The sequence below is a fragment of the Bacillus sp. AFS031507 genome, from assembly GCF_002584635.1.
Taxonomy (GTDB): Bacteria; Bacillota; Bacilli; order Bacillales; family Cytobacillaceae; genus Neobacillus.
Genome location: NZ_NUOW01000024.1, coordinates 15,628 through 29,178, shown reverse-complemented (window position 1 = coordinate 29,178; position 13,551 = coordinate 15,628). Strand labels below are relative to the sequence as shown.

Annotated in this window: 17 protein-coding genes, 3 pseudogenes and 1 riboswitch; of the genes and pseudogenes, 14 read left to right on the top strand and 6 right to left on the bottom strand. The window is 34.6% G+C overall.

Annotated elements, in window-relative coordinates; translation table 11 throughout:
• The first annotated feature begins 3 nt into the window (after window positions 1-3).
• From COE25_RS32335 to COE25_RS20145, 6 genes and pseudogenes are all read left to right on the top strand, one after another.
• The gene (locus tag COE25_RS32335) at window positions 4-261 is read left to right on the top strand and encodes a Ger(x)C family spore germination C-terminal domain-containing protein (protein ID WP_180247563.1); all 258 of its coding nucleotides are present in this window, start codon (window positions 4-6) and stop codon (window positions 259-261) included.
• A gap of 103 nt (window positions 262-364) precedes the next feature.
• Window positions 365-595 (top strand): annotated as a pseudogene (locus tag COE25_RS32330) (GerAB/ArcD/ProY family transporter); the annotation flags it as partial.
• Window positions 576-1,313 (top strand): GerAB/ArcD/ProY family transporter, encoded by a 738-nt coding sequence (locus COE25_RS32325; protein WP_098933875.1) that lies wholly within the window; start codon window positions 576-578, stop codon window positions 1,311-1,313. The pseudogene COE25_RS32330 and the gene COE25_RS32325, both read left to right, overlap by 20 nt.
• 276 nt (window positions 1,314-1,589) lie before the next feature.
• Window positions 1,590-2,303, top strand: coding sequence for a pirin family protein (locus COE25_RS20155; RefSeq protein ID WP_098933874.1), 714 nt, complete (start codon window positions 1,590-1,592; stop codon window positions 2,301-2,303).
• Window positions 2,303-2,575 carry a hypothetical protein gene (locus COE25_RS20150; protein WP_098933873.1) on the top strand — a complete coding sequence of 91 codons (273 nt, stop codon included), beginning with the start codon at window positions 2,303-2,305 and terminating at the stop codon, window positions 2,573-2,575. Before COE25_RS20155 ends, COE25_RS20150 begins: the two co-directional genes overlap by 1 nt.
• Window positions 2,576-2,777: 202 nt before the next feature.
• Entirely contained in the window at window positions 2,778-3,377 is a 600-nt protein-coding gene (locus COE25_RS20145) for a nitroreductase family protein (RefSeq protein WP_098933872.1), read from the top strand.
• Between the two features lie 260 nt (window positions 3,378-3,637).
• On the opposite strand, the gene COE25_RS30915 is transcribed toward COE25_RS20145, so the two are convergent.
• Complete coding sequence (locus COE25_RS30915) at window positions 3,638-3,778, bottom strand: hypothetical protein (protein ID WP_180247556.1); 141 nt, start codon at window positions 3,776-3,778, stop codon at window positions 3,638-3,640.
• A 189-nt stretch (window positions 3,779-3,967) separates the two neighbouring features.
• On the opposite strand from COE25_RS30915, the pseudogene COE25_RS20140 reads away from it, so the two are divergent.
• The 3 genes and pseudogenes from COE25_RS20140 to COE25_RS20130 all read left to right on the top strand — a co-directional run.
• Window positions 3,968-4,102 (top strand): annotated as a pseudogene (locus COE25_RS20140) (NAD(P)H:quinone oxidoreductase, type IV); the annotation flags it as partial.
• A gap of 177 nt (window positions 4,103-4,279) precedes the next feature.
• Window positions 4,280-4,700, top strand: a pseudogene (locus COE25_RS20135) (NAD(P)H:quinone oxidoreductase, type IV); the annotation flags it as partial.
• Window positions 4,701-5,321: 621 nt separating this feature from the next.
• Entirely contained in the window at window positions 5,322-5,807 is a 486-nt protein-coding gene (locus COE25_RS20130; protein ID WP_098933871.1) for a hypothetical protein, read from the top strand.
• 425 nt (window positions 5,808-6,232) lie between these two features.
• Here the strand turns inward: COE25_RS20130 and COE25_RS20125 are convergent, their stop codons facing one another.
• The gene (locus COE25_RS20125; protein WP_098933870.1) at window positions 6,233-6,430 is read right to left on the bottom strand and encodes a peptidase S53 propeptide; all 198 of its coding nucleotides are present in this window, start codon (window positions 6,428-6,430) and stop codon (window positions 6,233-6,235) included.
• Between the two features lie 44 nt (window positions 6,431-6,474).
• Window positions 6,475-6,846 carry a hypothetical protein gene (locus tag COE25_RS20120; RefSeq protein ID WP_098933869.1) on the bottom strand — a complete coding sequence of 124 codons (372 nt, stop codon included), beginning with the start codon at window positions 6,844-6,846 and terminating at the stop codon, window positions 6,475-6,477.
• A 42-nt stretch (window positions 6,847-6,888) separates the two neighbouring features.
• Between COE25_RS20120 and COE25_RS31715 the strand changes: the two genes are divergently transcribed.
• Window positions 6,889-7,017, top strand: a complete 129-nt coding sequence (locus COE25_RS31715; RefSeq protein WP_257208906.1) for a hypothetical protein — start codon at window positions 6,889-6,891, stop codon at window positions 7,015-7,017.
• 591 nt (window positions 7,018-7,608) lie between these two features.
• Window positions 7,609-8,331 carry an aldo/keto reductase gene (locus COE25_RS20115; RefSeq protein WP_098934039.1) on the top strand — a complete coding sequence of 241 codons (723 nt, stop codon included), beginning with the start codon at window positions 7,609-7,611 and terminating at the stop codon, window positions 8,329-8,331.
• Between the two features lie 137 nt (window positions 8,332-8,468).
• Here the strand turns inward: COE25_RS20115 and COE25_RS30910 are convergent, their stop codons facing one another.
• Both COE25_RS30910 and COE25_RS20110 read right to left on the bottom strand, forming a co-directional pair.
• Window positions 8,469-8,624 carry a hypothetical protein gene (locus tag COE25_RS30910; RefSeq protein WP_179195803.1) on the bottom strand — a complete coding sequence of 52 codons (156 nt, stop codon included), beginning with the start codon at window positions 8,622-8,624 and terminating at the stop codon, window positions 8,469-8,471.
• Between the two features lie 73 nt (window positions 8,625-8,697).
• A complete protein-coding gene (locus COE25_RS20110; RefSeq protein WP_257208905.1) occupies window positions 8,698-9,129 on the bottom strand; it encodes a CBO0543 family protein in 432 nt (143 codons plus the stop codon).
• 315 nt (window positions 9,130-9,444) lie between these two features.
• Between COE25_RS20110 and COE25_RS20105 the strand changes: the two genes are divergently transcribed.
• On the top strand, window positions 9,445-9,987 hold the full coding sequence (locus COE25_RS20105) for a hypothetical protein (RefSeq protein ID WP_098933867.1): 543 nt from the start codon (window positions 9,445-9,447) through the stop codon (window positions 9,985-9,987).
• Between the two features lie 147 nt (window positions 9,988-10,134).
• The gene (locus COE25_RS20100) at window positions 10,135-10,791 is read left to right on the top strand and encodes a DUF6944 family repetitive protein (protein WP_098933866.1); all 657 of its coding nucleotides are present in this window, start codon (window positions 10,135-10,137) and stop codon (window positions 10,789-10,791) included.
• A 109-nt stretch (window positions 10,792-10,900) separates the two neighbouring features.
• Here COE25_RS20100 and COE25_RS20095 read toward each other — a convergent pair whose 3' ends face one another.
• The gene (locus COE25_RS20095; protein WP_088087160.1) at window positions 10,901-11,029 is read right to left on the bottom strand and encodes a hypothetical protein; all 129 of its coding nucleotides are present in this window, start codon (window positions 11,027-11,029) and stop codon (window positions 10,901-10,903) included.
• A 155-nt stretch (window positions 11,030-11,184) separates the two neighbouring features.
• A riboswitch (cyclic di-AMP (ydaO/yuaA leader) is annotated at window positions 11,185-11,329 on the top strand.
• Window positions 11,330-11,488: 159 nt separating this feature from the next.
• Between COE25_RS20095 and COE25_RS20090 the strand changes: the two genes are divergently transcribed.
• The gene (locus tag COE25_RS20090; protein WP_088087161.1) at window positions 11,489-13,315 is read left to right on the top strand and encodes an APC family permease; all 1,827 of its coding nucleotides are present in this window, start codon (window positions 11,489-11,491) and stop codon (window positions 13,313-13,315) included.
• Window positions 13,316-13,551: the final 236 nt, after the last annotated feature.

The window sequence follows — 13,551 nt, the reverse complement described above, 5'->3', positions numbered from 1 at the left end:
TAAATAAAAGTAAAGGAAAAAACAATAAATTACCTATATAAACTGATTGAACAAAATTACAAAAATCAAAATACACCAATTCCGACATTGCATAGTTTTTTACTTAAAGAACACCATGTTGATCCTTTAGGTATAGGTGATTTAGCAAGAGCATATTCAAAGAAATGGAACGAAAGAGAGTTCTATGAAAAGGTATACCCAACAATTGCTATGGATGTAAATTTAAAATTGGATCTCTATCAAGCAGGGATCGGTGAGTAAAAGAATAGGTGATGATATGAGTATACAAGTTAAAGAAAGTTTAACTGTTTCTCCTTTTTTTTTGTTTTTTCTAATTCATAGTACGTAAACCGGCGTAGGCTTATTAAGCTTTCAAAGCAAAATAATAAAAGGAGCAGAACAGGATGCATGGGTTTCACTAGTATTAGTCGGTATCAGTTTTCATTTGATCATATGGATAATGTTTTTCATATTAAAGAAATCAAAGAACGGGGATATAATCTCCTTACATCAACAACTATTTGGGAGATGGATAGGTAGCATTTTAAATCTTTTTTTTATGGGTATAGCTTTTAATTGTTTCAACTGTCGTTAGATCCTATTTATCAGTTCTGATTACTTGGGTGTTTCCATATACGCCGATTTGGTTCTTAACTACAATATTGATATTTGCGATTTCATATATTGTAATTGGGGGCTTTAGGGTTATCACAGGTATATGTTTTTGGGGAGTGGTGATTCCTACTTTACTTTTATTAACATTATATTTCCCGTTACAATATTCTTATTGGACCAATTTATTACCCGTTTTTAATCACAGTTTGAATGACTTTTTTATTTCAGCTAAGAATAGTGTACTTATGTATTCAGGACCAGAATTTTTACTAATTTATTACCCTTTTGTAAAAAATAATAAGAATTCCCAAAAATGGGCACACATTTCACAGGCCTATACAATGATTTTATATTTATTTATTACAATCATATCATTAGTTTATTTTAGTCATGGACAACTTGAACATACGATTTGGCCAACCCTTATCATGTCAAAAATAATCAATTTCGCATTCGTCGAAAGATTTGAATATATCTATATTTTTACTTGGCTTTTAGTGATTCTACCACCTTGTTGTATTGCACTATGGGGAGGAGTTCGAATCCTGAAAGAATCCTTTAAATTCAGAGCTAAAATGTCACTGTGGATGTCTATTATTATTATCTATTTTATTGTTATTAATATCAAAAGTAAAACGGATGTTGATAAGATGAGCTCCATCCTAACCTTAGTTAGCTCTATCGTCATTTATATTTAAATACCAGTACTGTTTATGTTTTTGGTTATTATCGAAGTGGTAAAAAAAATGTAGATAGAAGAATGCAACCTTAAAATCGCATTTACAGTAGAGTACTACATAAAAAAATTAATATAGTGTAAATAGAAATGATAAGTTTTGAGAATTGATATAAATAGATAAAAATTAAACAATATTATATTAATAAGGTTGACAAAAAAACTTAATCAATTAAAATTATCTCTAATTTGAAATGTTTTAGTTTGAGATAAATAATTTAGTTAGGAGTGACACACATTGATTGAACTTTATCCTGTAGGTACACGCTACACAGTAAAAAATGATTGGCTGGAAAGTTCTCTAAGTTTTTCTTTTGGCGAGTATTATGATCCAACTAATTTAGGATTCGGCCCACTGCGGGTTTTTAATGATGATACCGTCCAGCCGGGACGAGGCTTTGGAATCCATCCGCATCGTGAAGCGGAAATAGTCTCAATTATCTTAAAGGGACAGCTTAAACATGAAGACAACTTAGGAAACTCTGGAACCATTAGTCATGGTATTATTCAGCGAATTACTGCTGGGACTGGAGTGCTTCATTCTGAATTTAACGCTTCAAATGATGAAGAAGTACAATTTTTACAGCTATGGTTTTCACCAAATGAAAAAAGGTTAAAACCCTCATACGAAGACATTTCATACGATATGAGAAAATTACATAATCAACTACTACCAGTCATCTCTCATACTGCCTCTGATCAAGTAGCTGAAATCCATCAAGATTTAACACTTTATTTATCACAATTAGATGGAAAGAAGACTTTGAACTTTAATCAGGAATCAGGCAGGAAAATTTACGTCTTTAATATTGAGGGAGAAATTTCAATAAATAAGGATTTTATTTTAAAGTCAGGAGACGCTGCCCGAATTACCGACATTCATGGAATTACAATTCAGGGAAATCAAGATAGTTTCTTTTTATTAATCGATTTACCTGGGGGTGACTTTTAATGTTGATGATTCGTCACTCTATTGGCAGTAGATTGCTGTACCAGGCTAATATATACAATATTGAAAAGCAAGACGATCGTTGGCTAATCTCCGTCTCTTTTGATGAAGAAACTGCTTCGACAGTTTTAGACTTTAATGATGAGTTAAACATTTTTGAAGTAAAGGAAAATGAGAAGACCTGGTTTTATTCCTCTGATGCACAAATTCATTTTCAACATAACGAGAAACAATTAATTATACTTGCTGACCATAAAACTGTATATCCAACTTAATGAATTCTAATTATTGTTATAAAACTGACTATAATTTCCCATAATATAAAATAGCGGGGAACAGTAAATGTATCATTGTTAATTTTCAACAAAAGGAAGTCAAAAGGTTAAACAAATAAATTGACATTTAATATTAAATTCAATTATTATGAATTCGAGATATTTTACTTCAAAATATAACTTTACTGGAGGATATAATGCTATGACTAAAGATTTTTATTCTGTTTTAAAAGAAAGACGTTCATTCTATGAAATCAATAAAGATGTACAAGTATCGGATGAGAGAATTAAGGAGATTGTAGAATTTGCAGTAAAATACACACCTTCTGCTTTTAACTCGCAAACAGCACGCCTTGTAATATTGACAGGGGAATCCCATGATAAATTATGGGATATTACTACTGAGACCTTAAGAGAGTTAGTTGGAAATGGAGACTTTTCTGGAACTCAACAAAAAATGGAATCATTTCAGGCAGGGTACGGAACTGTACTATTTTTTGAGGACGAAGCTATTATTAAATCTCTTCAAGAACAATTCAGCACATATGCTGACAACTTTCCCGGTTGGTCAAACCAATCATCAGGTATGCACCAATTAGTTGTTTGGGCAGCGTTAGAATCAGAAGGGCTAGGAGCATCGTTACAACATTATAACCCACTTATTGACGAAGAAGTGAAAAATGAATGGAATATTCCTTCTAATTGGAAGTTAATTGCCCAGATGCCTTTTGGTAATCCGAGAGCTCAACCAGGTGAGAAAGAATTTAAGCCAGTAGAAGATCGGGTGAAATTATTTAAATAAGAAATATAGACGAAGAGTTTTCTTCCATAAAAAAGCCTGATGGGAATTACCATCAGGTTTTTTATGTACGCCCGGGATGGGTGCAGTCTATAGCGTGTGAGCCCCGAACCGCCCTGTATCGAAGAGTACATAAGATGGAGAGAGGTCAGGGGTTAGTCACCCCCTCCTCCTTGATTTATTAAGGTTTTCCCCTTCAATATAATTAATAAGTTTTTAAGGGGTTCTTTACTTTATTAAGCTTGTTTGCATTCTATCTAATATTATATACGTTTTAACATTTCTACAATTTCCTTTCGGTCATCTTCCTTTTTCATTTCTATAATTGCTCGTTTCTGACAAAATTTACATTCACACTCTTTATCATGTTGCTCCAAATTTTTATTTTTATTGTCCATCTTCATACCTACACTCCTTCCAATCTAATGAAACGTATCTTAAACCATAAAAATATAAACAACAGGGTATAGAATTGTATCTGAATTAAGCATTCCCATAATTACAGAGACAATACTTGAATAATATGATTAAGGTACATTCAAATGGGATAAGGGAAATTTAAGCGAACGTTCAATCAATTGTACTGCTTTATGGGTTTTAACCCATATGGAACAAGCGTTACCGTTGGTCAAGATGGAATTATGATTGAAGATGTTCAAGCAGCTGTAAAACATCAAGCGAAAAGGACTGTTACAGTCGAAGAGTGGGTTAAAAAAGCGAATCAATAAAAGAAGAACTAATCGGAAAGAATCTTCCGTTTTGTTTTTTTATAAATAAAAATTATCAAGAGAGATGGTGAACTGGAATTGAAATTTAATGCAGGGGAAACAATATAGAGGAAGAAATGTACAATAAAGTTTTAACAGATTTGAAAATCCCACTAAGTGAAAAAGAGAATGGCATTCATGTCAAATGGTGTAAACCTAGCAATCATTTTGTAGTTCAACAGGTACAAATTATCAATTACACAATTGGCAATGGAGGCAGCAAGGGAAGTAGTTGGAGCGATGTAAAGGTTTTAAAAGTTCCAGAATTAGCACCTCAATCAGTAATTGAATCAAATCCTGCTTGGAAACATTATTCTGAAGAAGTTGCTTCTTGTGTTCCAACTGTTTCACTAGATGATCTAGAATGGGCAGATGCTATTATTTCCAGCGTATCAACTCGATTTGGCATACTGATCCAGTTATTTTCGGTGCAGGAGGAAACCCATACGGAACAAGTGTAACCGTTGACCAGGTTGCAGACTTTTCAGCTGTTCAAGCAACAGTAAAGCACCAAGCTAAACGAACTGTTACGGTTGAAGAATGGGTGAAGAAAGGGAATATATATAAGCAGAAAGAACTGATTGACAAGTCAAATTTTCTCTTTTGTTTTGGCTTTTATATTTGTTTCCATTATAGGAACTTAATATTGAACGATCAATTAAAGGAGCAAGAATATGTTTAATAATAAGAAAATGGCATTCGCCTTAGGAATGCTAATCATTCCATGATTAACTGTACCTTTTCTTGGAAAAAAATCATTTTTTCGGTTTTTACCTGTAGCAAGTTTTACTAATTTATTCATAAGTGTGTTCAGTGTCATAGCTAATAAGAGAAAATGGTGGATAAATAAAAATCCTCTATCTCCCGGTTTGGTTGATTTTACATATATATTGGGTCCTTTTTTTGTAGCAACACTATGGATATTTCCTAAAATATTTTATAACAAATGCAGTATTGGATGTTATTTGTGCATATCCTTTTGCTGAAATATGGGAACGAGTAGGAGTATTTAAATTAAAAAAATTAAGTCATACGATGTGGTATGTGTTTTGTATTTCTTTAGCAGTTATTATATATGGGTTTCAGAAAGTAGTAGAAAAATCGATAAGGGAAACAAACAGTCCCGAATCAAAATGTTAGGATAAGCATCACATATACCGATTTTAAAGGCTGATATAAAATGAAAAAGACAACTAAATTGGAGGCAATTCTTTGGAGCATTGCTTTTCCGGGATTTGGACAACTTTTAAATGGTCACCTTATTAAAGGAATCTTGTTTATCATTTTAGAATTTACTATTAATGTTAACAGCTCGTTTAACCAAGCTATCATGTTCAGTTTTCTAGGGAAAATAAAAGAAGCGGCAACAGTTGTGGATCACCAATGGCTTATGTTTTATCCTTGTGTTTATATGTTTGCCATGTTTTATGCTTATAAATTTGCGGAAGGGGAAAATCCGCCCTTATCGTTTATCCCATTTGCTTTTGGTGCCTATTTTGTCACAATAGGTTTAATGTACTCACCTAAAATAATTTATGGTATATCATTTGGTCCTATCTGGCTTCCAATGTTGTCTCTGCTTCCAGGTTTAGGAATTGGATTTATCATTCGTCATATTATAATTAAAATTGCTTCTAAGCCTAATTATAGTGGGAGACCTTCCTAATATCCAAAAGGACAATGGGCAGGTTATCTTTTAAAAAATCGGCCCAAAGATAGTCTTACTGTATTTTTATCGGTATTTAACAGTAATACTATTCGCTGCTGTTTAATGGATATAGAAAAATGTGAATTTAAAGCGCAAATAATGCATTTTTTCGTCTTCACTTTTTCTATTAAATTGGGGTTGAACTTTCATGTTTTCCTCTATGTTCTCTTCGTTAGCTGGTTCGCTTTCACATGGAGTGTCATTTCCCTCCCAATATTTTAATAATAGTTTTAAAATATATTGCAACATATATGCTATTTTATATTATATCTTATCATATAAGTTATCTTTAATTTCGTTGACCATATCATGATTACTATTAAATAATACATATAATGATATTAACCATTGGAAAAAGTTAACTTTATTGGTTATAAACAAATTTATTTTTGATCTATAGGGTCAGCCTCTCTTTTCTTAGTGAATTTATTAGCAAGAGCTGAGATACCTGGTGTACCAAGTCCCGTAGCCTGGTTATAAACCGTACCAGGAGTCCCAGTGTATAATCCGTTATCGTTAGTATTTTCAGATGTGTTTAACGGATATAATGGTGAATCGGATTGCCATGCAAAACGGTACATTTGAGTGTTCCAGAATCCAACTTTCGTATAATTATGACTATTAATTAAGGCAGATAAGCAGCATAACTGTGGTGAAATAAAGGAGGTTTCCCCATATGTTGCATACAATTCGAACCAGGAGCACCTGGATCACTAATCCATACCTTGTACCCTGTGTAAGGATATGTATACATTGAAAGATTCGGCATTTTCCCTCCCTTTCCTATGCCTGCTACAATCGATGCACAAGCGTTAGGAGTCCATTGGTCCACCCCTGTATATCTTTTTACACCTGAAACCCCAAGTTGGTAATCTGGGGTTTCAAACAACTGGCTAAAGCCACTGCCTCCTCCTCCTGCAAGGTATCTACCCGATCGGTCGTCAGGATTGTTTAATCCTCGTGCATCAAAATAATTATAAAGGTAATCCAGCTCCATTCTCGTCTTGTCGTTGTTAACATCCGTATTATACGCACTAGAATGGAAGTGGAAAGAAAAGAAGAACCATCTGCTGCTGTAATGAAAGGACTATCAGCAGGGCTATCTACTGATAAAGAAGCTGCATCAGTAATTCCAGAGTTTAGCCCGAATTCTCTTGCTGCATCATAAACACCATCGTCTCCGGCTGATGTTCACATGGAGATGCCTTGAGATGCTGCGTGCATATACAAAGTCCAACCGAGTTCCGTCACCCCACCGCCGCATATCCATCCTGCATGTGAAGAAGGGTTTTAAGTATTGGAGAATAGATTGAGTTTAAAGTTCAAGGAGAAGTAATACGTGCTGAAACTGGGACCAGCATTATGGCTCCCATCGGTGTTCCTTATGCGTTTTATATTCCAACAGACAAACCTGCCCAGTTTCTTATTACAATCGGCAACACAGTACATCCATTATTAAGAAAGTTAGGAAACCAAGATGTTGTATGCTGTTAAAAGATAGCAAAAGCAGAACAACCACAGCCCCTCATTACGTGGATAGTATGACAAAACCGATAGTGTACCAGATATCCTAAAAATTAACTCTTTTATAAAGCCAAACTATTAAAGCTAATGAAACAGTATCGGATAATTGAAAAGAGCTGTCATGATTCCATACAGGATCATGACAGCTCTTTTTAGTTAAAGTATTCACAAGGAAAATGATGAGGGATATTAATCATCTTTGCGTACGGCTATACCCATACTTTCTAATTTATCTATGACCTCTGCCTCTTATTTAAATGAAGAAGCAGTGGGTAGAGCAATTAAGCGGAGTGGTGTACCAAGAGAGGAATTGTTCATTACCACAAAACTATGGGTTCAGGATGCTGGTTATGAGAGCACAAAGAAAGCATTCGCAAAATCACTGGAAAGACTGCAATTGGATTATTTAGACTTGTATTTAATACATCAGCCATTTGGTGATGTATACGGTTCTTGGCGTGCGATGGAGGAATTATATCGGGAAGGTAAAATCAAGTCTATCGGAGTGAGTAACTTCCATCCAGACCGCTTAATCGATTTAATCATTCATAATGAAGTGATTCCTGCTGTTAACCAGGTGGAAACGCATCCTTTCAACCAGCAAATAGAAAGTGCTCAATTCATGAAAGAGAATCATGTGCAAATACAGTCGTGGGGACCTTTTGCTGAAGGTAAAAATGATATCTTCCAGAATGAAGTGTTAGTTTCAATTGCGGAAAAGCATAATCAATCTGTTGCCCAGGTGATTTTACGTTGGCTGACACAAAGAGGAATCGTTGTCATTCCTAAGTCTGTCCGCAAAGAAAGAATCATCGAAAACTTCAATATCTTTGACTTCGAGTTAAGCCAAGAAGATATGGAGAAGATCTCTACGTTAGACACGAAACAGAGCTTGTTCTTTTCACATAGAGATCCTGAAATGGTGAAATGGATTGGTACAAGGAAACTCGAAATTTAATTATACAAAACATCGCTGTCCCACTTTTATATTGGGGCAGCTTTTTTATTGTGAATCATTGGACGTAAGCTAACGGGGGCGTGTACTCCACGGGTGAAAAAGTGAAGGAAAAATAAAAAACCACTCAGAGTGGTTTTTTAATCTTGCATTGCTCCTGCCTCTCGGGAAGTCATTGCACCTTGTCCTTGACTTACATCCTTTTGAATTTCTTGCTTTACTTTTTGTGCATCAGTACCGGCAAATTCCGGTCTCATAATAGAACCCACATTCTCTTTATCTTGTTCCCGTTGCATAGAATTCCTCCGCATTTTATTATTTAACAATCTTATTATTTACAAAAAAACACTCGGTATATCCAGAGGATTTTTACCCCTTTTTTATTAGTCGCCTTACAAACCATACTTGTATAAATAGTATCTCGTATAAGAATGGATAGCATAAAGCTGAATGCCACCATTTCCATCCACCGTGAAAGTGTTCATATCCAGAAAGATAAAAAGAATACTCAAATGCAGTTGAAAATACAGACCATGCAAGGATGTATGTAACCTTGACTTTCCTGGTTCGTTGATAAGGATACCAATTAATCAAAAGAATTGTAGCTGCTGGATAAATACCTAGAATAATAAGGGTAGTTTCCCAATCAATAACCTGTGGATCAAAGAATCCGTACCAGTCCCATTTATCTGTCCATCTGTCAGTAAATTCTGCTGAGAATAGCCCCCAGAAGATCGAAGCATAATATACAATAGCTTGTAACTTCTTTTTGGTTAATAAGGCTACGGTATTAAAGGTCAATACAGAAACATAAAGATACCATATAATCTCCCTCTTTTGTCTGTTGATAAGTATAGGATGTGTTTATGGTATTTTTTTATTATCTATTATGTTTGTTTTTTCTACGCCTTACGAACCTTTCTGACTAAATTGTGGATACATATATGTTAATAATTCGAATATTTGGTTATCTGCTATTCCATATCCATTTTTTTATACTCTGTTGTTAAGAATCTAAAATTTATTCGCTGGTTAGATAGAACGAAACAGTATAACGCTGGGAAAAAAGGTTAATTTAATGAAAGAATTTCAGATGATGAAGAAAGAGGAGTAAAAATGTACACTCAAATTGACAAAATGGGAAGCATATTTAATTCAATACAAAGAGATATTTGGCTTCATCACGATTTATTTAGTCCTGGATGGTGGGGTATTGTTATCTTTAATGTTTTATGTCTTATTTTGTTCTTATTTTTAATGGACCGTTATAGAAGGTTGTTAATTTCTTTTGCTTTTTTAGTGAATTTTGAAATTGTGGGGCTTGTAAATGAAATAGGCAATAATTTCGATTTTTGGAGTTATCCCCACCAGTTAGTTGTTTTGTCACATCGTTTTAATGCGGTAGATTTTGCAACGGTTCCAGTAATTATGTCTTTGACCTATCAATTCTTTAGTAAATGGAAAGCCTATTTTCTCGCTACTATTGTTATATCAGCAATAATGTGTTTCATTGGGGTACCCATCTTTGTTTATTTTGGATTGTACAAGTTAGAAAATTGGAACTATTTATATTCTTTTTTAGTTACAGTTTTAATGTTAATAATATCTAAGTTAATCATTGAATTTGTAAGAAATAATGCGAAAAGACATTCACATTAAAATCTTCTGTAGTTGCTTTTTCTTGTTCAACTTGTGTTTAATCTAGGTCGTCAATCCTTGACTAATCCATTGATTTGTATCTTCATGTTAACTAATACAATTTCATGAATAACATAATAATACCTCGATGAAGGAGTGTTTAGGAATATGGATTTTCAAGGAGAGGACCTTGTCATTGCAGGAAAATGGATACTTGGTGTTGGCTCACTAATTGATGCAATCGGGCAAACACAGCAAAGTTTATCGGGGAGCGACCAGGGTAAAGATTTAATCGCAAAAGGAAATGGAATTGAAGCTTTCGGAAATTCCTTACAAGCCATCGGGAGAACTAAGTTGTTAACACCAAAGAGGGAACTATCACAAATATATACCATCTTAGGTGCCTGGCTTCAGGCTGCTGGTAATACTACGAATGCAGTTGGTGTAGATATTGAAATATACGGTCCAGGAGAGGAAGGAACTGTGATAGATACCCTTGGTAGCGGAATACAAGGCCTTGGTGCAGCATTTGAAGCTGTAGGTGCAACCCTTTTAGAAGAATCGGACTATAGGACTCTTACAATATTTGGAGGTGGTTTCATTTCTTTAGGCGCTTTTTTAGGATCGATCGGAAATATCTATGTTTTAAACAAAAAAAATGTAATAGGGGAACAAATATTATTGGTTGGCAGCTGGTTTCAAGTTCTGGGTTCATTTTTGTTAATTAATGCCGTTACCATTGAGTTCGAACACAAGCCACCTTTAAAACCTGAAACCGACTATTCTTATCCCTATTCTTATAATTCCTTCTCTAATATTGAATAGATGTACTCAAAATAAAGGGTGCAATACTAGAAGTTCCAGCTGCCATTTTGGCAGTTTTTCTTGTTGTGCTATCATTCAATATTTAAGTTATACCGTCTTAGCGTGCAATTTAATCAATATCATTGTTAGTAGGCTCTACATATTGTTCATTTGTAGGACCTCCAAATTGTTTGTTAATCTCCTTAGCTAATTCATCTAAAAAGTCATCAGATAAAAAGGGACTATTTTCTTTGAACATATAATTCCTCATTTCCGTGTGGAATTTTAAAATATTCTACGAGGTTGAATTAAAATCTATATTACTAACATTACCACTGACCTAAAGTTTTAATCTTTTTACATAAATTTCATTTACTTTTGCTATCTACAGGAGTAATATGATCACAGTTTCAAATTCTTAAGTCGCTGAAACCATATGGTACGGGGGAACCATTTTTGTGGGTTGTTATTTAATCCACGGGGTGAATCCTTTTAAGGTAGGGCTACTCAATGGTCCGAATCCGACAGCTAACCTCGTAAGCGTTAAATGAGAAGGAAGGTGGAGCTTGTGACACAAGATAAATGACGTGTCTACAGGTCTATTTACTATGGCTTGTAGGCACTTTTTTTATTTATATAAAAAAATTGTTTTTTTTGTGGAAATTACTGTTTAAAGGGTAATATAAAACTATTAACACTATTGGGTGGTGAGTATTTAATGATTTCAGCCTTAAAAAGGTTTTTAATTGGACGTCCTTTAAAATCCAATGAATTAGGAGAACAGAAACTTAACAAAACGAAGGCATTAGCTATCCTTTCATCTGATGCTCTATCATCGGTTGCATATGGTCCTGAACAAATACTGATAGTTTTAGTTACAGTTGGTGCAGCTGCATTTTGGTATTCAATTCCTATCGCAGTTGGTGTATTAATACTTTTAACAGCTCTTATCTTGTCTTATAGGCAAATCATCTTCGCGTATCCTCACGGTGGGGGAGCATATGTGGTTTCAAAAAATAACTTAGGTGTAAATCCTGGCTTAATAGCTGGAGGCTCTCTATTGGTAGACTACATACTAACTGTTGCTGTAAGTGTGTCTGCTGGTACTGACGCGATAACATCTGCCTTTCCGACCTTACATAAATTTAATGTCGAAATTGCGATTGTATTCGTCATTTTAATTACAATTTTAAATTTAAGAGGAGTAACGGAGTCCGCATCAATTTTAGCCTACCCCGTGTACTTGTTCGTATTAGCGTTGTTCATATTAATTGGTGTGGGAATTTATAATATTCTAACAGGAGGAGTTTCGCCTGAATTACATCCCCCAATTGGTACACCTGTTACCGGAATCAGTTTGTTTATACTTTTAAGGGCGTTTGCCTCGGGAAGTTCCGCCTTAACTGGGGTTGAAGCTATATCCAATGCCATTCCTAACTTCAAAGATCCCGGACCTAATAATGCTTCCAAAACGTTAATGATGATGGGCGCATTACTTGCCATATTATTTTCAGGAATTATTTATTTAGCCTATTATTATGGGATTACGCCAAGCGCAGAGGTAACCGTTGTATCACAGATTGCTGAGGAGACTTTCGGACGGAATTTCATGTACTTTTTTATTCAAGGTACTACAGCATTAATTTTAATCCTTGCTGCAAATACTGGTTATTCTGCTTTCCCATTACTGGCAGTTAATCTTGCAAAAGATAAGTTTATTCCAAGGATGTTTCTTGTTAGAGGAGACCGATTGGGATACTCAAATGGCATTATCATACTTGCCATCACTTCAATCATTTTAATTATTGCTTTTCAGGCAGAAACAGAGCATCTAATTCCTCTTTATGCTGTTGGTGTGTTTATTCCATTTACCTTGTCCCAAACCGGAATGATCGTTAAATGGATTCGAGAGAAGCCTCAGGGGTGGCTTCCAAAACTAATCATAAATGCAATAGGGGCCTTTATTAGCTTTATTGTGTCAATGATGTTCTTTTTAACTAAATTCACTCAAGTATGGTCGGTTTTAGTTTTTTTACCAATTATTCTTTTTGTTTTCTACCGAATTAGAAAGCATTATGAAGCAGTCGGTGCCCAGCTTAGCCTTACAACTTGTGAACCATTGATGCCAATTGAAGGAAATGTACTAATAGTTCCTGTTGCTGGCATGACTAATGTGGTAGCGAATTCGATCAACTATGCAAAATCACTTTCTCAAGATCAAATTATTGCAGTATATGTCTCCTTTGAAAGAGATGACGAGAAAAACTTTGAAGAAAAATGGAAGAAGTGGCAACCAGATGTAAGACTGGTGACGCTTCACTCGCATTACAGAAGTATCATTAATCCCCTTACCAAATTTGTTGATACTATTGAACATAAAGCTAGTGAATCGAATTACCGAGTCACAGTAATCATCCCACAATTTATAACAAAGAAAGGTTGGCACAATATTCTGCATAATCAATCAAGTTTACTGATTCGGGCCTTCTTACTGTTTCGGAGAAATGTAATTATCACGACTGTTCCTTATCATTTAAAAAAATAAATACTATAAAAAATATCAATTCTTTCAGGCAGCTCTACTTTATTTAGAGTTGCCTTTTATTTTAGACAAAAAATACATAACTTCAACATAAAAATTTTTGATTTTATTGTAGGAGGATCTCCAAAACTGTCACTTTTTTACTAAACTATCCTACCCCGTTATTTGAAGAAGAAAAAAACGACCCTCGATGTTGAAGAATCGCACCCGAAAGTGCCTTTATTAGCAGAAAAGAGCCT